The sequence below is a fragment of the Massilia polaris genome (genome assembly GCF_012927275.1).
GTDB lineage: Bacteria > Pseudomonadota > Gammaproteobacteria > Burkholderiales > Burkholderiaceae_D > Telluria_A > Telluria_A polaris.
In genome coordinates, this window is the sequence record NZ_JABBGG010000008.1 from 1 (window position 1) to 21,392 (window position 21,392).

The window sequence follows — 21,392 nt, forward strand, 5'->3', positions numbered from 1 at the left end:
TGCCGAATACTGGCTGCATCCGTACTCAGGATCGCTTGCTCGATCCACTCGTATGGCAAATGCTCGCCCAGCCTCTTCCAGTCCGGAGACTCGAGATGGTTGGCCAGGAAGTGAAGGGTATCGTCGAACATCGCGACGAAGGTTAACAGCGATGCCCGGCGTTTACAACAGCAAAATAAAAATGCCGTTCAGTCTTAACTGAACGGCATTAGAGCCGAAGCTCGCTTTTTTTGGTCACGCAATTGATTACTTGCGCTTGTCCATTGCAGGCACGTCGCGTGCCGGCGAACCGATAAACAGCTGGCGCGGACGGCCGATCTTCTGTTCCGGGTCGGCGATCATTTCGTTCCACTGGGCGATCCAGCCGATCGTGCGGGCCATCGCGAAGATGCCGGTGAACAGCGATACCGGAATGCCCAGCGCCGATTGCACGATGCCCGAATAGAAATCGACGTTCGGGTACAGCTTGCGCGATACGAAGTATTCGTCTTCCAGCGCGATCTTTTCGAGCGCCATCGCCAGCTTGAACAGCGGGTCGTCTTGCAGGCCCAGCTCTTGCAGCACTTCGTGGCAGGTTTCGCGCATCAGCTTGGCGCGCGGATCGAAGTTCTTGTAGACGCGGTGACCGAAGCCCATCAGCTTGACGCCGGAGTTCTTGTCCTTCACCTTTTCGATGAACGCAGGGATGTTCTCGACGGTGCCGATTTCTTTCAGCATGGTCAAAGCCGCTTCGTTCGCGCCGCCGTGGGCAGGGCCCCACAGGCAGGCGATACCGGCTGCGATACAGGCGAACGGGTTGGCGCCCGACGAGCCGGCCAGGCGGACGGTCGAGGTCGACGCGTTCTGCTCGTGGTCTGCGTGCAGGATCAGGATGCGGTCAAGCGCGCGTACCAGCACGTCGTTGACGACGTATTCTTCGCACGGATTGCCGAACATCATGCGCATGAAGTTGGCGCTGTACGACAGGTCGTTGCGTGGGTACACGAACGGCTGGCCGATCGAGTATTTGTAGGCCATCGCGACCAGGGTCGGCATCTTGGCGATCAGGCGGATTGCCGATACTTCGCGGTGATGCGGGTCGTTGATGTCGAGCGAGTCGTGGTAGAACGAGGCCAGCGCGCCGACGGTGCCGACCAGCACCGACATCGGGTGCGCGTCGCGGCGGAAGCCGCGGAAGAAGAATTGCATCTGCTCGTGCACCATCGTGTGCTTGGTGACGGTGTCCGAGAACTTCTGGTTCTGGGCCGCGTTCGGCAGGTCGCCGTTCAGCAGCAGGTAGCAGGTTTCGAGGAAGTCGCAGTTGACCGCCAGTTGTTCGATCGGGTAGCCGCGGTACAGCAGCTCGCCCTTGTCGCCGTCGATGTAGGTGATCGACGAGTTGCAGGCTGCGGTCGACATGAAGCCAGGGTCGTAGGTGAACTTGCCGGTCTGGCCGTACAGCTTGCGGATGTCGATGACGTCCGGGCCTACCGTACCTTTGTAGATCGGCATGTCGATGGCTGGGCTGCCATCGGAGAACGACAGGGTGGCTTTGTTATCAGAGATGTTCATGGCACTTCCTTCTTGGGAGGTGAGTCTACAAAATAAAATATAACGAAACTGTTTCGGGTGCAGCCGCTCTATGCCTGGCGCAGGCGCAGCAGCAGCGCGCGCACTTGCGGAACGTCGAGCTCGCCTTCAGGTTCGGTCCGCGCCAGCAGCAGGTCCATCAGCGGATTGTCCGCCAGGTCCAGCAGCCGCGTCAGCGCATCGACGTCCTCGTCGCTCAGCGTTTCCTCATTGGCGTCGAGGAAGCGGGTCAGCACCAGGTCGTTCTCGAGCAAGCCGCGACGGCTGCGCCAGCGCAGGCGGGCACGGTTGGCGGGATCGGATTGATGCGTTGTCACACTAGAGTCTGTCATTGGGTCAACACTATACTCCGCCCGCCAGGATTCGGCAGTACGGTACTACTACTGTATTGTCGGGCTACGAACGTCGCTCCCGTGAAAACGGGAGCCCATACTTCGCGTCCAAATCAGCTCAGTATGGGTTACCGCGCGGCCGCCGAGGCGTTCGCGGGAACGACGTTTCGATGCCAACTTAAACGGCGCGGCGCACCATCAGTTCCTTGATCTTGCCGATTGCCTTGTTCGGGTTCAGCCCCTTAGGGCAAACGTCGACGCAATTCATGATCGAGTGGCAGCGGAACAGGCGGTACGGGTCTTCCAGGTTGTCCAGGCGGTCGCCGGTGGCTTCGTCGCGGCTGTCGGCGATGAAGCGGTAGGCTTGCAGCAGGCCGGCCGGGCCGACGAACTTGTCCGGATTCCACCAGAACGACGGGCACGAGGTCGAGCAGCAGGCGCACAGGATGCACTCGTACAGGCCGTCGAGCTCTTCGCGCTCGGTCGGGGTCTGCAGGCGTTCTTTTTCCGGCGGGATCGAATCGTTGATCAGGAACGGCTTGATCGAATCGTACTGCTTGAAGAACTGGGTCATGTCGACGATCAGGTCGCGGATGACCGGCAGGCCAGGCAGCGGACGCAGCACGATCGGCTGGGTAAGCTCGTTCAGGTTGGTGGTGCAGGCCAGGCCGTTCTTGCCGTTGATGTTCATCGCGTCCGAACCGCAGACGCCTTCGCGGCACGAGCGGCGCAGGCTGAGCGTGTCGTCGACGTCCGACTTGATGCGCTGGAGCGCGTCGAGCAGCATCTTGTCGGTGTCTTGCAGTTCCACCGTGACGTCCTGCATATACGGCTTGGTATCCTTGTCCGGATCGTAACGGTAGATCTTGAGTTGTACTGTGCGTGTCATGTTTGATGCCTTAGAAAGTACGTGCTTTTGGCTTGAAGGTGTCGACCGTCAGCGGCTTGGTGACCACGGCCTTGTAATCGAGGCGGTTGCCTTCCGAGTACCACAGGGTGTGCTTCATCCAGACTTCGTCGTCGCGCTGCTGGTAGTCGCTGTGCGCGTGCGCGCCGCGCGATTCCTTGCGGGCCTGGGCCGAGGTGATGGTGGCCTTGGCGGTTTCGATCAGGTTGTCCAGTTCGAGCGCTTCGACGCGCGCGGTGTTGAACACCTTCGACTTGTCCTTGAACGAGACGTGCTTGCGGCGCTCGTCCAGCACCAGGATCTCTTTCAGGCCCTGGGTCAGCAGCTCGTCGGTACGGAACACGCCGCAGTACTTCTGCATCGTGGAGCGGATGTCGTTGGCGACGCCCTGCACTTTTTCCGAGCCGGTCGAGGTTTCGAGGCGGTTCAGGCGGCCCATCGCGAATTCAGAGGCGTCCTTCGGCAGCGCCTTGTTGGAGCGCGCCTTCAGGTTCTGCGCCACCACGTGGTTGCCGGCCGCGCGGCCGAACACCAGCAGGTCGAGCAGCGAGTTGGTGCCCAGGCGGTTGGCGCCGTGCACCGATACGCAGGCGCATTCGCCGATCGCGTACAGGCCGTTGACGATCTTCTGCGAGCCGTCCGCGGCAGGTGCTACCACCTGGCCGTGGATGTTGGTCGGGATGCCGCCCATCTGATAGTGAATCGTCGGCACGACAGGGATCGGTTCCTTGGTCGCGTCGACGTTGGCGAACTTGTGGCCGATCTCGAGGATCGACGGCAGGCGCTTGGCGATGGTGTCGGCGCCGATGTGGCGCAGGTCCAGCAGCACGTGGTCCTTGTTCGGACCGCAGCCGCGGCCTTCCTTGATTTCCTGGTCCATCGAGCGCGACACGAAGTCGCGCGGGGCCAGGTCTTTCAGGGTTGGCGCATAGCGCTCCATGAAGCGTTCGCCGTTGCTGTTGATGAGGATACCGCCCTCGCCGCGCACGCCTTCGGTGATCAGGACGCCCGCGCCGGCCACGCCGGTCGGGTGGAACTGCCAGAACTCCATGTCCTGCAGCGGCAGGCCGGCGCGTGCCGCCATGCCCATGCCGTCGCCGGTGTTGATGAAGGCGTTGGTCGATGCTGCGAAGATGCGGCCTGCGCCGCCGGTTGCGAAGATAGTGGTCTTCGCTTCCAGGATCATGCACTCGCCGGTTTCCATTTCAAGCGCAACCACGCCAACCACGTCGCCCTCGGCGTCGCGGATGATGTCGATCGCCATCCACTCGACGAAGAAGTGGGTGCGGGCGCGCACGTTGCGCTGGTACAGGGTGTGCAGCAGCGCGTGGCCGGTACGGTCAGCCGCCGCGCAGGCGCGCTGGACTGGCTTCTCGCCGAAGTTGGCGGTGTGGCCGCCGAACGGACGCTGGTAAATGGTGCCGTCCGGGTTACGGTCGAACGGCATGCCGAAGTGTTCCAGCTCGTAGACTACTTTTGGCGCTTCGCGGCACATGAATTCGATCGCATCCTGGTCGCCCAGGTAGTCGCCGCCCTTGACGGTGTCGAACATGTGCCAGTACCAGTCGTCCTCGCTCATGTTGCCGAGGGAGGCGCCGATGCCGCCCTGCGCCGCCACGGTGTGCGAGCGGGTCGGGAAGACTTTCGACAGCACGGCCACGTTCAGGCCGGCTTCAGCCAGCTGCAGCGATGCGCGCATGCCGGAACCGCCGGCGCCAACGATAACCGCGTCGAAGCGACGGGTAGGGATTGCAGTTTTAATTGCTGCCACGATTACACACTCCAGAGAATTTGAACGGTCCAGGCCGCGCAGGCAACCAGCCACAGGATGGTGCCGATTTGCAGTGCCAGGCGGATGCCGACCGGCTTGACGTAGTCCATCCAGATGTCGCGCATGCCAACCCACGCGTGGTAGAACAGCGCGGCGAAGGTCACCAGCGAGAACAGCTTGAACCACTGCTGGGCGAACAGGCCAGCCCAGCCTTCATAGGTGAAGTTCTGGCCGGTCAGGAAAGTGACCAGCAGGATGACCGTGTAGACCGCCATGACGATCGCGGTTACGCGTTGCGCCATCCAGTCTTTCCAGCCGTAGCCGGCGCCGACGACGAGGCGCTTTGGTCCGACGTTATTCTTTGCCATCAAAATACTCCAAACAATTTAAGACCTGCCAGCGCGGTCAACAGCAGGCTGACGACCAGCACAATGACGGCGGACTGGCGCGACGAATCCTTCTCGATACCGATGTGCATGTCCATGAACAGGTGGCGCACGCCTGCGCAGAAGTGGTGCATATAGCCCCAGATCAGGCCCAGCAGGACGAGTTTGGCGAGGGGATGCTCGAGGATGCCGGCGAAACGCGCGAAGGTCATTTCGGAGCTGATCGACAGCTGCAGCAGATACAGGACGAAAGGCAGCAGCAGGAACATGATTGCGCCGCTGACGCGGTGCAGGATCGACACGTACGCCGATGGCGTCATGCGGTAATTCATCAAATCGGTAACATGGATGTTACTGAAATGCGGCCGCTCTTTTCTTGGAACTTCTTTCACGGCTTCGGACATACAAGACCTCCCCTTAAAACAAACTGAATAATTAACTCGCAATTTTCGCCGATTTCATTGACCGGACCAATATCTAATTTTCAAGATGCGGTAAAAGCAACGAGAACGCAGGTATCGCCTGCTAATTTCTGTATAACAACGTATTTTAACCGCAACGCATAGGGTCTGCAGGAGCTGCCCGCTTTGCCTGTGGTTACGACAACTCGTTTTGATAGTGGTGGTGCGTGGTCAGGTACAGCCCACGGCGCAGCTCCACCGCCTTGTCTCCATAAGTGAACGAGACCCGTTCGGCGCACAGCAGCGGCGTTCCCTCGGCTACCTGCAGGAATTCCGCCGCGGTCGGGTCCGCCGGCACGGCACGGATTTTTTCGGTCGCGCGGATCATGCGAGTGCCGAATTCCGACTCGAACAAGCCATACATTGGACCCTTGTACTCGACCAGGCGTTCGGCAGTCAGGCCCTTGAACAGCAAGCCCGGCAGCCAGAGTTCTTCCAGAATGGTCGGCTCGCCCTCGAACGATTGCACCCGCTTGATGTAGACCACCGCGTCGCCGCTCTTCAAATCGAGCAGGCGCGCCACTTCGGCCGGCGCGCGCATGCGCTTGACCTCGATGATCTTGTTGTCGGGATGATGGGGCACGCCCTCGTCGGGCGCCAGCCGCAGGAAGCGGAAGTGCGCGCGCGCCTCGTGGTGGGTGGACACGAAGGTGCCCTTGCCCTGGCGCCGCATGACCAGGTTCTCGGCCGCCAGCTCGTCGATCGCCTTGCGCACCGTGCCCTGGCTGACCTTGAAGCGGCCGGCCAGCTCGACTTCGCTGGGGATCAGTTCGCCCGGCTTCCACTCGCCCGATTGCAGGCTTTGGGTGATCAGGGCCTTGATTTGCTGGTACAGCGGACTGAACGTGGGTGAACCGCCCGTTCCATTGCCGGCGCCGCCTGCACCAGGCGGCGCGCCATTGTTGTTCGAATTCGACGAGACTGGGTTCATAGACCGCGATTTCACCACAAATGGGCATGCCCGTCCAGCACAACGGAGCCGTAGTTTTCTGTCTTATATAAGACATAAGATATGAATTGACAGAACTACCCTACCCGCCTACACTCGCGATCGCTTCCGGCATCCGCGCGCGTTGAAGTACATCGAGACGCCCGGCGCCTGCCCAAGTTGAAGATGCGCGCTTTTGGTATCATTGCACTTTTGCTGAACCGGCGTATCCTCAGCTTCGACCGTTTTCTTTCTCACTTTGGAGATTCACCATGACTAAGACCCCAATGCGCGTTGCCGTCACCGGCGCGGCCGGCCAGATCGGCTATTCCCTGCTGTTCCGCATCGCCAACGGCGACATGCTGGGCAAAGACCAGCCGGTCATCCTGCAACTGCTGGAAATCGCTGACGAAAAAGCACAGAAAGCGCTCAAGGGCGTCATGATGGAAATCGACGACTGCGCATTCCCGCTGCTGGCTGGCATGACCGCCCACTCGGACCCGATGACCGCCTTCAAGGATGCAGACTTCGCCCTGCTGGTTGGCGCGCGTCCGCGCGGCCCGGGCATGGAGCGCAAGGACCTGCTGGAAGCGAACGCCCAGATCTTCACCGTGCAGGGCAAGGCGCTCGACGCCGTCGCTTCGCGCAACGTCAAGGTACTGGTGGTCGGCAACCCAGCCAACACCAACGCCTATATCGCCATGAAATCGGCGCCTTCGCTGCCGGCCAAGAACTTCACCGCCATGCTGCGCCTGGACCACAACCGCGCGCTGTCGCAAGTCGCTGCCAAAACCGGCAAGCCGGTTTCGTCGATCGAAAAGCTGGCAGTGTGGGGCAACCACTCGCCAACGATGTACGCCGATTACCGTTTCGCCACCATCGACGGCGCATCGGTCAAGGACATGATCAACGACGACGCATGGAACCGCGACACCTTCCTGCCTACCGTCGGCAAGCGCGGCGCAGCGATCATCGAAGCGCGCGGCCTGTCGTCGGCAGCGTCGGCAGCCAACGCGGCGATCGACCACATGCACGACTGGCACGTTGGCACCAACGGCAAGTGGACCACGATGGGTATCCCGTCGGACGGTTCGTACGGCATCCCGCAGGACACCATGTTCGGCTTCCCTGTCATCGTTGAAAACGGCGAATACAAGATCGTACAAGGCCTGGCCATCGACGAGTTCTCGCAAGAGCGCATCAACCTCACGCTCAAGGAACTGACCGAAGAGCGCGAAGGCGTTGCACACCTGCTGAAGGCTTAAGCCCGCTGCACCCGCATCGTCGTTCCCGCGCAAGCGGGAATCCATACTGAGCCGGCATATTCAACTCAGCATGGGCTCCCGCTTTCGCGGGAGGTCGTTCCCGCCAATGGCGGGAACGACGGCAACGTAACAGAAGAAATCATATGCATCCATCCGAGGTTTTATTCCAGGGTAAGCGCCAGCCCCTGCTGCTCCCAGCCTGCGACCATTATTGCGGCACCGAGAAGCTGATGCTCAAGTCGATGGCCCTGCAACAAGAGCTTGGCCCCCTGTTCGACATCACGTTCGACTGCGAAGACGGCGCTGCCGCCGGCGACGAGCCTGCGCACGCCCAGCTGGTCGTCCGCCTGCTGAACGATGAAGGCAACCGCCACAACCGCATCGGCGTGCGCGTGCACGACGTCGCCAGCCCATTCTTTGAAGCCGACATCGCCGTTATCGTCGGCGGCGCCGCCGCGCGCCTGGCCTATGTGGTGCTGCCGAAGGTCGACAGCACGGCCGACGTCATGCGCGCCATCGACCTGATCAACCAGCACGCCGCCAAGGCGGGCCGCCGGAGCGCCGGACCGAGCGCCCTGCCAGTGCACGTGCTGATCGAAACCCACGGCGCCCTGCGCGACGCCTACAGCATCGCTGCCCTGCCCCAGGTCGAATGCCTGTCGTTCGGGATCATGGACTTCGTTTCGGCCCATTACGGCGCCATTCCCGGCGCCGCGATGCGCACGCCGGGCCAGTTCACGCACCCGCTGGTGGTACGCGCCAAGCTGGAGATGGTTGCTGCATGTCATGCGCACGGCAAGGTACCGTCGCATAATGTGACCACCGAAATCCGCGACACCGCCGTGGTGGCCAACGACGCCCAGCGCGCCGCCGCCGAATTCGGGTACACGCGCATGTGGAGCATCCACCCTGACCAGATCAAGCCGATCATCAAGGCATTCACGCCCCGCCTGTCCGAGGTAAACGAAGCGACCAACATCCTGACCGAAGCGATCAACGCGAATTGGGGACCAATTGCGCAACACGGGCGCTTGCATGACCGAGCCAGCTACCGATACTATTGGACAGTTCTCCAGCGCGCCCGCCTCGCTGGCCTCGGGCTGCCCGACGCAGCCACCGCCCTTCTCGGCCAAGACCCTCATACGGAACCTACCTGATGCCAAAACTCATTCGTGAAATGCTCGTTGCCTGCGGCCTGGCCCTCGCAAGCGCCGCCCTGTGCGCCCCTGCCACTGCCGCCGAAACCGACAAAAAACCGGTCAAGGCCAAGGCAAAATCGGCCAAAAAGACCAAGGAAAAGCACCCGCTGGCGATCGACGTACTGGCGGATGAACCGGAACCGGACGTCACCGACAGCACCACCACCGAATATGCTTGTGAACTGAATAACAAGGTCACGATTTATCATAACGACAACGACGCGGCCCACATCGCGCTGCGCTGGAAGAAGCGCCTGCACCGCCTCGATCGCGTCGGCACCACCACCGGCGCATTGCGCTTCGAGAACGTGCGCTACGGTCTGGTATGGATCGGCATCCCGTCGAAGGGCATGCTGCTTGACTCGAAGCTGAACCGCCAGTTGGCCAACGAATGCAAGAACGAAGAGCAGACCAAGAAGGAACAGCAGGTCGACGCTGAAAAAGCCGCGAAAAGCTGAAGCAGATTGCAGTAAAGCCGTTGCACCGATCAAGTAATCAAGTAATAACAATATCCCACTGAAGGAGAGGACATGTCCCGCAACACACTGAACACGCTCAAGGATTTCAAACTGTCGGCAGGCCAGAAAGGTAAGTTCTACTCGCTGCCGGCACTGGAGAAAAACCTGGGCGTGAATATTTCGCGCCTGCCGGTGTCGATCCGCATCGTTCTCGAGTCCGTGCTGCGCAACTGCGACGGCAAGAAAGTGACCGAAGAACACGTCAAGCAATTGGCGAACTGGGCACCGGCCGCAGACCGCACGGACGAAATTCCGTTCGTGGTGGCGCGCGTTGTGCTGCAGGACTTCACCGGCGTTCCGCTGCTGGCCGACCTGGCCGCGATGCGCAACGTCGCCAGCAAGATGGGCATGAACCCAAAGAACATCGAGCCGCTGGTGCCGGTGGACCTGGTGGTCGACCACTCGGTCACCATCGACCACTACCGCGAGCCGGGCGCGCTTGACCTGAACATGAAGCTGGAATTCTCGCGCAACAACGAGCGCTACCAGTTCATGAAATGGGGCATGCAGGCGTTCGACACCTTCGGCGTCGTGCCTCCGGGCTTCGGCATCGTCCACCAGGTCAACCTCGAGTACCTGGCGCGCGGCGTGCACAAGGCCGGCGACACCTACTACCCTGACACGCTGGTCGGCACCGACTCGCACACCACCATGATCAACGGTATCGGCGTGGTCGGCTGGGGCGTGGGCGGCATCGAAGCGGAAGCGGGCATGCTGGGCCAGCCGGTCTACTTCCTGACCCCTGACGTCATCGGCGTCAACCTGACCGGCGCGCTGCGCGAAGGCTGCACCGCGACCGACCTGGTACTGACCATCACCGAAATGCTGCGCCGTGAAAAAGTCGTCGGCAAGTTCGTCGAATTCTTCGGCGCCGGCACCGAGACGCTGTCGCTGACCGACCGCGCCACCATCGCCAACATGGCGCCTGAATACGGCGCGACCATGGGCTTCTTCCCGGTTGACGACGCCACCATCGAATACTTCGAAGGCACCGGCCGCACCCAGGACGAAATCACCGCGTTCCAGAACTACTTCAAGGCGCAGGGCCTGTATGGCGTGCCGCGCGAAGGCGAAATCGACTACACCCGCGTGGTATCGCTCGACCTGTCGACTGTCACCCCATCGCTGGCTGGTCCAAAGCGTCCGCAAGACCGTATCGAAATCGGCAACGTCAAGAACAACTTCATTGAACTGTTCTCGAAGCCGACCACCGAAAACGGCTTCAACAAGAACCCGGGTGAGCTGACCACGCAATACCAGACCACCAACGGCGTCAACGTCAAGAACGGCGACGTGCTGATCGCGGCGATCACCTCGTGCACCAACACCTCGAACCCGAGCGTGCTGCTGGCTGCTGGCCTGCTGGCCAAGAAGGCTGTCGAAGCCGGCCTGACGGTCGATCCCCACATCAAGACCTCGCTGGCTCCTGGCTCGCGCGTGGTCACCGAGTACCTGACCGCCGCCGGCCTGCTGCCATACCTGGAAAAGCTCGGCTTCGGCGTCACCGCTTACGGCTGCACCACCTGCATCGGCAACGCCGGCGACCTGACCCCGGAACTGAACGCCACCATCACCGAAAACGACATCGTCGCCTCGGCTGTATTGTCGGGCAACCGCAACTTCGAAGCGCGTATTCACCCGAACATCCGCTCGAACTTCCTGGCCTCGCCACCGCTGGTCGTCGCCTACGCCATCGCCGGCAACATGACGCGCGACCTGATGACCGAGCCAGTTGGCAAGGGCACCGGCGGCAAGGACGTCTACCTGGGCGACATCTGGCCGACCTCGAAAGAGATCGCCGCGCTGATGAAGTTCGCGATGAACTCGGACGTCTTCAAGGCCAACTACGCGCAAGTCAAGAGCGCGCCGGGCAAGCTGTGGGAAAAGGTTTCGACGGTCAAGGGCCAGGTCTACAACTGGCCTGAATCGACCTACATCGCGGAACCACCGTTCTTCCAGGACTTCACGATGACCCCGAAGGCAGCTGCGACCGGCATTTCCGGCGCGCGTGCACTGGGCGTGTTCGGCGACTCGATCACCACCGACCACATCTCGCCAGCTGGTTCGATCCAGGAAAGCGGCCCTGCGGGCCAGTGGCTCAAGGCGCACGGCGTGCTGAAGGCCGACTTCAACTCGTACGGCTCGCGCCGCGGCAACCACGAGATCATGATGCGCGGCACCTTCGCCAACGTGCGAATCAAGAACCGCATGATCCCTGCCAAGAAGGACGGCTCCGCGGTCGAAGGCGGCATCACGATCCACCAGCCGACCGGCGAACAGATGTCGATCTACGACGCAGCGATGAAGTACGTCGCTGACGGCGTGCCGACGATGGTCTTCGGCGGCGAAGAGTACGGCACCGGCTCGTCGCGCGACTGGGCAGCGAAAGGCACCCAGCTGCTGGGCGTGAAGGCAGTGATCACCCGCTCGTTCGAGCGTATTCACCGCTCGAACCTGGTCGGCATGGGCGTCCTGCCGCTGCAGTTCATCGGCGACGACAGCGTCCAGACGCTCGGCATCACCGGCGAAGAAACCTTCGACCTGAAGGGCCTGGAAGGCGAGATCAAGCCGCAGCAACTGGCTACCCTCGTGATCCACCGCGCCAACGGCAACAAGCAGGAAGTCACTGTCCTGCTGCGTATCGACACCCCGATCGAAGTCGACTACTACAAGCACGGCGGCATCCTGCCATTCGTCCTGCGCCAGCTGCTGGCCCAGTAAATCGCAAGGAATAGCCAAAAACGCCGGATTCGTCCGGCGTTTTTTATTTGCGCCGCCGTTAACACCGTCAACGTCGTCCCCGCGAACGCGGGAGGCCATGCTGGCTGTGCCTGGGCCATCGTTCGTGACGTCGGCCAGCTACCCAAGGGCTACCGCTGACGGCAAATCCGCACCAAACTTGCGCAGTGTTCATCCCCCCACCCCGAATCAACTACAATACGGGGATAAGGGTTTATCATTGTTCACAGGACAAGCCAACCGTTCACTTCACTTAAGAGACTCTTAGCGTTATGCGTCGACCATCCAAAGATCCATCGAACAAACTGTCGGCCGAAAGCCAGCGACTGGTCAGCATTTCCCAATCAATCGTCCAGGCCGGCAGCCGCATGGAAGAACGCGCGTTTGAACATCAGCTCGACGCCCAGCTCCAGAAGCTGCTCAAGACCGGCCACCAGGACACCGTCGATTCGACCCTGAACGTGCTGTTCAAGGACGACCTGAACGCCTACGACGTACTGATGGAATGCGTTGAAGCCGTCAGCGAATCGTCGACGATGACCGACGTGATCGACGGCGTCGAGACCACCTACCAGGCGCTGCTCGTTGCCGCGCCGGTGCTCGCATGGACCCGCTTCGCGATCGCATCGGGCAGCATTCCCGGCGAGCTGCTGACGGTACTGTCGGCCCACTTCGCCGCGCACCTGCTGGCCGAAGGCACGCAAATGTCGATGGCCCCTACCCTGTTCGCGATCGACCAACTGCCGCGCACGCACGCCGAAACGTACGCGATGACGCACAAGCTGGCGCAGGCCGCGCACAAGGGCACCAGCGTCAAGCCGCTGACCCGTCCAGCCGACACCGCGCCGTTTCTGGCCGATACGCGCTACCTGCTGGTGGCCGTTGTCGCCCGGCTCGGCGCCCCGCTGTTCCGCTGGCAGGAAGCGCAGCACCTGAACAACTTCACCGCCGAACGCGAAGCCGCGCTCGAACAATGGCGCACGCAGGCGACGCCAAGCATCGCACGCCTGCTGCCCGGCTGCGGCATCGAGATGCTGCTGCCGGAAGCGTATTACGTGGCGTGCCGCGAAGCCGACAAGCTGATTCGCCCGGTGTCGATCCGCGCCGCGGTTCACTACCTGACCAATACCCTGGGTGTTGAGCCATCCGACCTGCGCGCCGTGATTGCGGCGTTTGGCGAAGAGACGACCGACGGCCAGATCGACGAATACCGCGTGTCGTTCACAATGCGCCAGGAAGCTGACGTCATCTACGGCATCGTGTGGCCGCTGTACGGGCAAGAGGATGAAGAAGGTACGCCGCTGGAAGGGCTGACGCATTCGGCACTCGCTACCGGCGAGATCGTCCGTCCGATCGACGAGATCGTGGCGCACCTGAACGACTGCGGCATCACGCACATCAAGCGCCACAATGACCGGTTCGTGGTGGAGTACTGCGACGATTGCGGGGCGCCGCTGTTTGCGGACCCGACCGGAGAGCTGGTGCATGCGGAGATGCCGGAAGACGCTCCTCAAGGCGGCGAACACTTTCACTAAGACGAAGGCCCGGGTTACCGGGCCTTCTTTTTTAAGCGCACGAAGTCTCGGGTTCGTTAAGGCTTAGTTCAGACATTTCTATCAATCCGAATTTTAAACTTGGGAAGAATAGAGATTGGATCATCCTTGTGTGAAGCATGAATGTGAATGCTAGGTTTTCCGCGCGCTGCCAACCAATATAAGTCCGGCATTTCGAATCGGGCACGTACTCTCAGCGATTGCGATCACAAATTGATAGCCGAAATAACCCGCTTCGCGAGCTCCGCAGAGTTTCCTGAGTGCCAGCGCCACACGACTACAAGGTCGTGATCCGGCGACACCGTAATCGTATTACTGCCCGCCCCCAGCGCCGCGAAAGCATTCGACGGCAGCCCCGGCAGATTCTTCCCCTTTGTATTCAGCCACCACAGGTAGCCATAATCGGGCCCGTGTTCGCTTGGCGCCAGCGCCGCCTTCACGTACGACGGCTGCAGCAGCTGCTTGCCGCCCCACTGCCCGCCGCGCAGCCACAGGTAGCCGAAGCGCGCCATGTCCCACGAATTGATCCACATGCCGCCGCCCCAGCGGGTGCCGCCGCTGACTGATGGCATGCGCTTGCCGCCCTGCTCCACATAGCTGTTCGCATAAGGCACCCACTTCCACGATGACGATGCGCCGATCGGGTCCATGACCTCCTGCTGGAATGCATCAGGCACGCTCTTGTCCATCACACGCAGCAGCGACAACGCAAAGCGGTTGATGCGCACGTCGTTGTACTCGTAGAACGCGCCAGGCTGCTTAAGCTCGCGTGGCTTGCGCTCGCCCTTGCCGAACTGCGCGGCGCCGATGAAATCGTCCTTCTTTCCCCACATCTCGCCGTGCCACTCGGACGCCTGCTGCAGGTGCATTTTCCACGTCACTGCTGCATTGTGCGGCGACGCGTAGCCGCCGTCCTTGACGGTTGCCGCAACCGGCTGGTCAAGCGCGGCGATATGCCCGTCGCGCAGGGCCACGCCAGCTACGGTAGCCAGCATGCTCTTCGCAACCGAATACGTGGGGTCAACCGCCGCAGTATCGCCAAATTCCGCAACCACATAACCTTTGTAGATCACCACGCCGTTGGTCTTCGCGCGCCGCGTCGGCATTGAGCCTAACAGCGATCCAAACACGCTCTCCTGGTCGGACAAGTCGAGCGGCCGCTCAGTCTCGTGCTGCTGCGCATAGCTGACGGCCTCCGCCAGCTTGGCCGGATCCATGCCCAGTTCTGCGGGAGACTTCTTGGCCCATGTGCCAGCCGGTGGGAAGTAAGCAATGGACTGCGCGAAGGCGCTGACGGCGGTTGACGCGATGAGCGCAACGCACAGATGCAACGCGGAACGGCGGGATGGAGTCATGTGTGGCCTTAAATGGTATGGGTTCCCGCCTTCGCGGGAAGTCGGGTCCGCCAGTGGCGGGCACGACGGGGTGACTGCTTACCACTGCGAGAACGGCAGGCGGATCAGGCTGGAGTTGTAGTAGCGGGCGTCGTCGGTGACTTCTTTACCGATCCACGATGGCTTGTCGAACTGTTGCTCTTCGGATTCAAGCTCCACTTCCGCGAACATCAAGCCCTGGTTCGCGCCGAGGAATTCGTCGACCTCCCAGGTCAGCCCCGCGAACGGAATGCGCCGACGGTACTTTTCGATAATCGGCTTTTCGCACAACTGGTCGAGCAACTCGTTCGCATCAAGCAGCGGAATCTCGTACTCCCACTCGCCGCGCTTCGCCCCACTGCTGCGACCTTTGATCGTCATGGTCGCGCGTTCGCCTTCAATGCGCACGCGTACCACGCGGTCCGGCTGCGACGACAGGTAACCCTGGCGCAGCAGCACGGGATCGCCGAGGCTGCGCCACTCGTCGCCCGCAAGCAGGAACTTGCGTTCGATTTCGACGCCCACGGTCAGTCCAGCGACTTCAGGATCGGCTGCAGGATCGCCGCGCCCAGCTCGGAGCTGCGCGCGCCGTTCCAGCCGGTGTAAGCGTCAGGCAGGTCGGCGTTGTCCTTGAACGGCATCTCCAGCGTCAGCGACAGGCACTTGAAGGTGTGGCCGATGTACTTCGATGCGAGTGTCAGCAGTTCTTCGTTGTACTTCGATGCGGCATAGCCGTAGACGTTCTGGAAGTCCGGGCTGGCGGCCATGTACTGGTCGATGAAGGCCTTCTGGCGCTCCATGCGTTCCGGCGTGAAGTCGGCCAGCATCTCGTTACCCGCCACGAAGTTGTACGGCAGCGCTTCGTCGCCGTGGATGTCGAAAAACATGTCGACGCCGGTTTCGTGGATTTTGTCTTTCACGCACAGCACTTCAGGGCTACGCTCCAGCGTCGGCGTCATCCACTCGCGGTTCAGGTTCGCGCCAGCCGCATTGGTGCGCAGATTGCCGCGCGCCGAGCCGTCCGGGTTCATGTTCGGGACGATGTAGAACACGGCGCGCTGCAGCAGCTTGCGCGAGACCGGATTGGCGTTGTCGAGCAGCGCGTCCATCATGCCTTCGACGAACCATTCGGCCATCGTTTCGCCCGGGTGCTGCCGTGCGATCACCCAGATCTTCTTTTCCGCAGCCGGGTTGCCGATGACGACCAGGTTCATGTCGCGGCCGTCGATGGTGGTACCGATGTCGTGCACGCGCGCGATTGGGTTCTCGGCGACTTCGCCCAGCAGGCGCAGGTGGCGCTCCCACGAATACGGTTCGAAGTAGGCGTAATAGACGCTGTCCAGTTCGGGGGTGTGGGTGACGGTCATGACCTGGCCGTCGAAGGCGGTCGGGACGCGGAACCAGTTTTCGGTGTCGTAGCTGGCGCAGACCTTGTAGTCTTCGAAGCCCTTGGCGTAGGTCGCCTGGCCGGCATTCAGGAAGCGGATCGTGCACGGCTGGCTGCGCGCGCCCTGCAGGCGGAAGTGGAACCACTGGTGGATGTCCGCGTGCGAGTCGCTGCGCAGGTTCAGGTCGATCTGGCTTGCGCTGTCCGCCTGCACCACCTCGATGGCGCCGGAGTCGAAATGCTGGCTGATTTTGATGGGCATGGCTGCGTCCTTTTGTTGAGCGTCAAAAGAACAGAATGATAACCCAGCCCTGCCATGATGTGCTCTCCGCGGAGTCAGTCCGCGGAGAACGACCGATTACTCGGCGTCGAGGTCGATCAGGTCCTTGCTGTATGCGACCAGCATCTGGCGCATCAGCTCGACGTTGGAGCGGTTCAGCAGGACCATCAGGTCAGGACCACGGTCGAGCGCGAACTGCATGCGAATTGCCTGGTCGAACTGTTTGCATTGGACGGTAAACGCACGCGGCGTATCCCGATTATCCCAGTCGTATTGCTCGATGCGCGGCAGCACGGCCGGCGGCGCCAGCTGCGGGTCCTGGTTCACCGGAAGGTGCTTGAGGAGCCAGAACACGATCGATGCAGGCATCAGGATGCAGGTTTCGTTCCCGCCTTGCGGGAGAAACTTGACCAGCAACAGGTTGCCGATCCGATCGCACGACATGTTGAGGCTTTTTACTTCACGGATGACCGGAGTTTTCACGAAATCGTTCCTTGTGGGTATGAAAAAGGCGCGACGATTCTACCGCATCCTCCCGGCTTTTTGGTGAAATGGGTGAGTGCGCCCTGCCGGGCGCACAAACAAAATGGGGAGCTCGCGCTCCCCAAGGTTAATTCCGTTTGCTTCGGCTTAGCGGTTGCCGGGCTTGCTGCCGCTGCGGCTGCCGCTCTGGCTGCCACTTTGCTTGCTGCCAGACTTGGCGGCGGACTGCTTGCTGCCTTGCTTGGCGCTTTGCTTGCTGTCGGCCGGGTTGATTTCCGGTTGCTGGCCGCCCTGCTTGTTGCCGCCTTGCTTGCTGCCCGAGCTGGCGTTTGCGGACTGCCGGTTGCCGTGGCTCATGCTGCCGGCGCGGCGTGCTTCCTCGGAGGTGAACTCATGCGCGGTGCCCTTCAGGTGTGCCGCCTTACCGCCTTCGCTGGCGATTTCACGCTGGCGCTGCGGATCCATCGAAGCGAATCCGCGGTTACTGGTGCCGCTGCCCGATTGCTTATTGCCCTGATTGTTTGTAGCCATGGTGAATCTCCTTGAACTGGGAAAACCCCCGCCGATGCGTAGGGCCATTGCTCCGACCGCCGGCGGTACGCCGATGAGTAATCGAGCACTTCATCATATGCACCGTTTCCCCAAGCAGGTATAGGAGTGGGGTGACAGAGTTTGTAGGACTAGATGAGATAGAAGTTGCAGAAATTAAAGGAAAGATTCCTGATGTAAAAGTACTAGCGCCGAGTCCTACACTCATGCGCTCCGTGTGCCGATACAGCCGTGCAATTTCGATGTGCATCATGGGAACCCTGGCAAGGCCGCGGCGGACTGGACGGTTAGCCACCGCCCCCGCCAAATGCGGTCACTAAATTGCTAACCAAACACATCCAAAGGAATCGATATGAATTCGAACGAACGCAAGCAGAAGGACCGTCCTCAAGTGAACCAGGAAGACTCGTCGTGGGGCCGTGAAGGCAAAGCCCAGCCAACCGGCGCCGATCAGGCCGGAAATCCGGGGAACCGCCAGTCGCAACAGCAGCAAGGTAACCAGCAGCAAGGTTCCAAGCAACAAGGTGGCATGCCAAGCACGGATCGCACCGGTTCGCAGACCGGCAACACGCAGGGCGCGAGCCCGCACAGCGGCCACATGGCTGCTGACGAAAAGATGGACGAAGACACTGGCCTGTCGAACACGGTAAACCGCCAGTCGGCTGAAAACGAGCAACACGGCCGCCAGTCCCAGCAAAGCAATGTCGGTCGCCGCAGCGATATGACGGCTGATTAAAATGTAGTTATTGCGGGAAGCCTGTCTTTCCGCAGATCCGGCTTCTCCGGCGCCAGTGCTGACTTGTCAGCGCTGGCGCTTTTTATTTGCGGTACCACCCTTAAGTGTGCAATGCGCTTCCACCGCCACCATGTCGTTCGCGCGAAAGCGGGAACCCATGCTGAGTCTGCGCTGGCGGCCCGGGCAATCCTGAAGTCGCCGCCGATCCTGATCTTCGCCGAAGCACCGCCAGCGCTTGATTCAGATTCAGTGCGCGCGATTCAGCAGGAACTGGAGCGCTTGTCCTTGAATCGAACCACTCACATCATCGCGGGAAACGTCGTAGAGGGTACAACAATGCAACCAGCGCAAAACATGCCCGAACAGCCAGTCCCTGCAGTATCGGTGGTGCTGCCCACCTGCGGCCGGGTCGACCTGCTGGACCGCTGCCTTGACGCGCTCATGCGCCAGACCCTGGACGGTCGTCGCTTCGAGGTCATCGTAATGGACGACAACCCGGGCCACAACACCCGCCAGCTGGTCGCCGTGTGGCGCGCCAGTGCAGGCGAGCGCGGGCCGGACCTGAGGTACATGCCCAACACTGCCTCGCACGGTCCGGCTGCCGTGCGTAACCTCGGCTGGCGCAACGCGCGCGCGCCCATCGTCGCGTTCACTGAAGACGATACGGTGCCCTCCCCCAGCTGGCTCAAACACGGCATGGATGCGTTCACTGACAACGTGGACGTCGTATCCGGGCGTGTCGATACGCCGCGCACCGGGGCGCTTACCGATTACCGGCGCGAAGCACGCACGTTCGAACACGCCGAATTCGCCACTGCCAATTGCTTCTGCCGCAAATCGGTGCTCGAAAAAATGGGAGGCTTCGACGAGCGCTTCCATGCCGGCTGGCCAGACGACTTCCACTTCCGGTTGCTCAAGATACGCGCGGCAATTGCCCGGGCCGAGCACGCGCTGGTGGTCCAGCCGGTGCGCCCGGTTGCATGGGGCGCCAGCGTATGGCAACTAAAAAGCCTTGCGTTCGACGCCCTCCTCTATAAAACCCACCCGCAGCTCTACCGGCAGAAAATCCGCGCGACACCCGCGTGGGAGCACTACGCCACCGTCGCCGCGCTCGCCATTGGCCTCTTTGGCGTTGGAGCAGGCAGCACAGCGATCGCGTCGACCGGCGCGACCGTATGGGTCGTCATGACGGCGCTGCTGTGCCGCAAGCGATTGCGCGGCGCCTCGCGCTCGCTGTCCCACGTCGCCGAAGTAATCGTCACATCCGCCCTGATCCCGCCGACGGCAGTGTTCTGGCGCCTGGCGGGCGCCATCCGATTTCGCGTCCGGTTTGCGTGAGGCTGCCACCAACGCGCAACGCCGCGCGCGCGCTTCGGCATAGATCGCTCTGCCGCGGACTGGAACCCCGCCTTGCGTCAGGTAACCGGCGTCACGACGCCCGGCCCTGGCCCGCGCCCTATCTAACCCGAGGAGACCGCATGCCACTCGAACAAACATATATGGCTGTGCGCTCGCCGGGCCGGTGCACCAGGCAAAGCGCGATCATCGCCGAGCATGTCGCGCCGCTTGCGTCCCGGGGCTGCATTGACTGCGGCGGACAGACGGTGTACGAACCCGGCATTGACCTGCGCTCGTCGTGGATAGTCGGCGACATCCTCGACGACGTGGAAGCCGGCAATCGCGCCGGCTGCCGCACACTGTTGATCGACAATGTCAACGAAGCCGAATCGCAGCTTGGCCCGCGGCGTATTCCGACCCGGATGGCTCCGGACGTGTACGCGGCTGCCGTTCTGATTGCCGAAGAAGGCAAGGTGCCGCGATGACCAGCGCCAGCTGGGACGACGCGCGCAGCGTACTCTGCGTACGGCTCGACTCGCTAGGCGATGTGCTGATGTGCACGCCCGCGATACGGGCGCTCAAACAGTCGCGCCCTGGCCGCTGCGTCACCCTGCTCAGTTCACCGGGTGGTGCCGCAGCTGCCCCGTTCATACCCGAACTCGACGCCGTACTTGTGTACCCGGCGCCATGGATGAAAAGCAGCGCACGGCACCTGCCAGCGGTGGATATGGCGTTCATCGCCACCCTGGCTGCACGCAGCTTCGATGCGGCCGCGATCTTCACCTCTTACAGCCAGAGTGCGCTCCCCGCTGCGCTGATGTGCTACCTCGCTGGCATCCCCCTACGGCTGGCACATTGCCGCGAGAATCCTTACCATCTGCTGTCGGACTGGCTGCCCGACCCTGAGCCCGACACGCTGGTCAAGCACGAGGTTCGGCGCCAACTCGACCTGGCCGCTTCGGTTGGCTGCACGGCGTCAAGTGCGGGGCTGTCATTTGCAGTGCGGGATAACGACATCGAGGCGGTTGCCGGTCGCCTTGCGGCGCGGGGAATCAACGCCACAAGACAATGGGTCCTTCTCCATCCCGGCGCGAGCGCCCCGTCCCGGCGCTATCCGCCGGGCCAGTGGGCGCGCGTGCTCGAGGACCTCGCGGCGCGCACCGGCCTGCCGATGGTGCTCACCGGCGACGCAGCCGAACAGCCTCTCATTGAGCAAATCGTTGAGGCTGGCGGCAGCCACGCCGTCTCCCTTGCAGGGCTGCTCGATCTTGGTGAACTGGGAGCGGCCATCAAGCTGGCAAGCCTCGTTATCTCAAACAACACCGGCCCTGCGCACATGGCCGCGGCGGTTGGCACACCGCTTGTAGTCTTGTACGCGCTGACCAATCCGCAGCACACGCCGTGGCAGGTCGAATGCCGCGTGCTGTTCCACGACGTGCCGTGTCGGTTCTGCCAGAAAAGTGTTTGCCCGCACGGCCACAACGACTGCTTGAAAGGCATTACGCCAGAACGCGTAGTCGATGCAGCGTGCGGCCTGCTCGCGCGAAGCGCGCGGATGACATTGCAAGCGATGTTGAATCGCCCGGCGGGATAGCCTGATTTTGACATCCTCCCCGCC

21 protein-coding genes are annotated in these 21,392 nt (G+C 61.8%); 9 read left to right on the forward strand and 12 right to left on the reverse strand.

The window, feature by feature from the left end:
• Window positions 1-246: 246 nt before the first annotated feature.
• The 7 genes from HHL21_RS14620 to HHL21_RS14650 form a co-directional block, all read right to left on the reverse strand.
• Entirely contained in the window at window positions 247-1,551 is a 1,305-nt protein-coding gene (locus HHL21_RS14620; RefSeq protein WP_169467130.1) for a citrate synthase, read from the reverse strand.
• Between the two features lie 68 nt (window positions 1,552-1,619).
• On the reverse strand, window positions 1,620-1,901 hold the full coding sequence (locus tag HHL21_RS14625) for an FAD assembly factor SdhE (RefSeq protein WP_169467132.1): 282 nt from the start codon (window positions 1,899-1,901) through the stop codon (window positions 1,620-1,622).
• Window positions 1,902-2,079: 178 nt separating this feature from the next.
• Window positions 2,080-2,790 (reverse strand): succinate dehydrogenase iron-sulfur subunit, encoded by a 711-nt coding sequence (locus tag HHL21_RS14630; RefSeq protein ID WP_169467134.1) that lies wholly within the window; start codon window positions 2,788-2,790, stop codon window positions 2,080-2,082.
• Between the two features lie 10 nt (window positions 2,791-2,800).
• Complete coding sequence (gene sdhA, locus HHL21_RS14635; protein WP_169467137.1) at window positions 2,801-4,579, reverse strand: succinate dehydrogenase flavoprotein subunit; 1,779 nt, start codon at window positions 4,577-4,579, stop codon at window positions 2,801-2,803.
• Between the two features lie 2 nt (window positions 4,580-4,581).
• Window positions 4,582-4,947 carry a succinate dehydrogenase, hydrophobic membrane anchor protein gene (gene sdhD / locus HHL21_RS14640; protein WP_169467139.1) on the reverse strand — a complete coding sequence of 122 codons (366 nt, stop codon included), beginning with the start codon at window positions 4,945-4,947 and terminating at the stop codon, window positions 4,582-4,584.
• Window positions 4,947-5,369 carry a succinate dehydrogenase, cytochrome b556 subunit gene (sdhC, locus tag HHL21_RS14645; protein WP_169467142.1) on the reverse strand — a complete coding sequence of 141 codons (423 nt, stop codon included), beginning with the start codon at window positions 5,367-5,369 and terminating at the stop codon, window positions 4,947-4,949. The genes sdhD and sdhC overlap by 1 nt, the downstream gene beginning before the upstream one ends.
• A 193-nt stretch (window positions 5,370-5,562) precedes the next feature.
• The gene (locus HHL21_RS14650) at window positions 5,563-6,357 is read right to left on the reverse strand and encodes a GntR family transcriptional regulator (protein WP_169467144.1); all 795 of its coding nucleotides are present in this window, start codon (window positions 6,355-6,357) and stop codon (window positions 5,563-5,565) included.
• Between the two features lie 269 nt (window positions 6,358-6,626).
• On the opposite strand from HHL21_RS14650, the gene HHL21_RS14655 reads away from it, so the two are divergent.
• The 5 genes from HHL21_RS14655 to HHL21_RS14675 all read left to right on the forward strand — a co-directional run bounded on the left by HHL21_RS14655 (window position 6,627) and on the right by HHL21_RS14675 (window position 13,610).
• Window positions 6,627-7,619, forward strand: coding sequence for a malate dehydrogenase (locus tag HHL21_RS14655; RefSeq protein ID WP_169467146.1), 993 nt, complete (start codon window positions 6,627-6,629; stop codon window positions 7,617-7,619).
• Between the two features lie 143 nt (window positions 7,620-7,762).
• On the forward strand, window positions 7,763-8,776 hold the full coding sequence (locus HHL21_RS14660; RefSeq protein ID WP_169467148.1) for an HpcH/HpaI aldolase/citrate lyase family protein: 1,014 nt from the start codon (window positions 7,763-7,765) through the stop codon (window positions 8,774-8,776).
• Window positions 8,776-9,276, forward strand: a complete 501-nt coding sequence (locus HHL21_RS14665) for a hypothetical protein (protein WP_169467151.1) — start codon at window positions 8,776-8,778, stop codon at window positions 9,274-9,276. Before HHL21_RS14660 ends, HHL21_RS14665 begins: the two co-directional genes overlap by 1 nt.
• Window positions 9,277-9,348: 72 nt before the next feature.
• Window positions 9,349-12,057, forward strand: a complete 2,709-nt coding sequence (gene acnA / locus HHL21_RS14670; RefSeq protein ID WP_169467153.1) for an aconitate hydratase AcnA — start codon at window positions 9,349-9,351, stop codon at window positions 12,055-12,057.
• A gap of 290 nt (window positions 12,058-12,347) precedes the next feature.
• The gene (locus HHL21_RS14675) at window positions 12,348-13,610 is read left to right on the forward strand and encodes a DUF2863 family protein (protein ID WP_169467155.1); all 1,263 of its coding nucleotides are present in this window, start codon (window positions 12,348-12,350) and stop codon (window positions 13,608-13,610) included.
• A gap of 224 nt (window positions 13,611-13,834) precedes the next feature.
• Here the strand turns inward: HHL21_RS14675 and HHL21_RS14680 are convergent, their stop codons facing one another.
• The 5 genes from HHL21_RS14680 to HHL21_RS14700 form a co-directional block, all read right to left on the reverse strand.
• Window positions 13,835-14,983 (reverse strand): serine hydrolase domain-containing protein, encoded by a 1,149-nt coding sequence (locus HHL21_RS14680; RefSeq protein WP_169467157.1) that lies wholly within the window; start codon window positions 14,981-14,983, stop codon window positions 13,835-13,837.
• A gap of 78 nt (window positions 14,984-15,061) precedes the next feature.
• On the reverse strand, window positions 15,062-15,526 hold the full coding sequence (locus HHL21_RS14685) for a CYTH domain-containing protein (protein WP_169467159.1): 465 nt from the start codon (window positions 15,524-15,526) through the stop codon (window positions 15,062-15,064).
• A gap of 2 nt (window positions 15,527-15,528) precedes the next feature.
• Window positions 15,529-16,650, reverse strand: a complete 1,122-nt coding sequence (locus tag HHL21_RS14690; protein ID WP_169467161.1) for a M14 family metallopeptidase — start codon at window positions 16,648-16,650, stop codon at window positions 15,529-15,531.
• A 96-nt stretch (window positions 16,651-16,746) separates the two neighbouring features.
• Window positions 16,747-17,151: a hypothetical protein gene (locus tag HHL21_RS14695; protein WP_370659734.1), complete on the reverse strand. Its 405-nt coding sequence runs from the start codon at window positions 17,149-17,151 to the stop codon at window positions 16,747-16,749.
• 147 nt (window positions 17,152-17,298) lie between these two features.
• A complete protein-coding gene (locus tag HHL21_RS14700; protein ID WP_169467163.1) occupies window positions 17,299-17,682 on the reverse strand; it encodes a KGG domain-containing protein in 384 nt (127 codons plus the stop codon).
• Between the two features lie 370 nt (window positions 17,683-18,052).
• Here HHL21_RS14700 and HHL21_RS14705 point away from each other — a divergent pair, with 370 nt between their 5' ends.
• From HHL21_RS14705 to HHL21_RS14720, 4 genes are all read left to right on the forward strand, one after another.
• Entirely contained in the window at window positions 18,053-18,436 is a 384-nt protein-coding gene (locus HHL21_RS14705) for a hypothetical protein (protein ID WP_169467165.1), read from the forward strand.
• 336 nt (window positions 18,437-18,772) lie between these two features.
• A complete protein-coding gene (locus HHL21_RS14710) occupies window positions 18,773-19,774 on the forward strand; it encodes a glycosyltransferase family 2 protein (RefSeq protein WP_169467168.1) in 1,002 nt (333 codons plus the stop codon).
• A 140-nt stretch (window positions 19,775-19,914) separates the two neighbouring features.
• On the forward strand, window positions 19,915-20,259 hold the full coding sequence (locus tag HHL21_RS22045; protein ID WP_169467170.1) for an HAD hydrolase-like protein: 345 nt from the start codon (window positions 19,915-19,917) through the stop codon (window positions 20,257-20,259).
• Complete coding sequence (locus HHL21_RS14720; protein WP_169467173.1) at window positions 20,256-21,368, forward strand: glycosyltransferase family 9 protein; 1,113 nt, start codon at window positions 20,256-20,258, stop codon at window positions 21,366-21,368. Before HHL21_RS22045 ends, HHL21_RS14720 begins: the two co-directional genes overlap by 4 nt.
• Window positions 21,369-21,392: the final 24 nt, after the last annotated feature.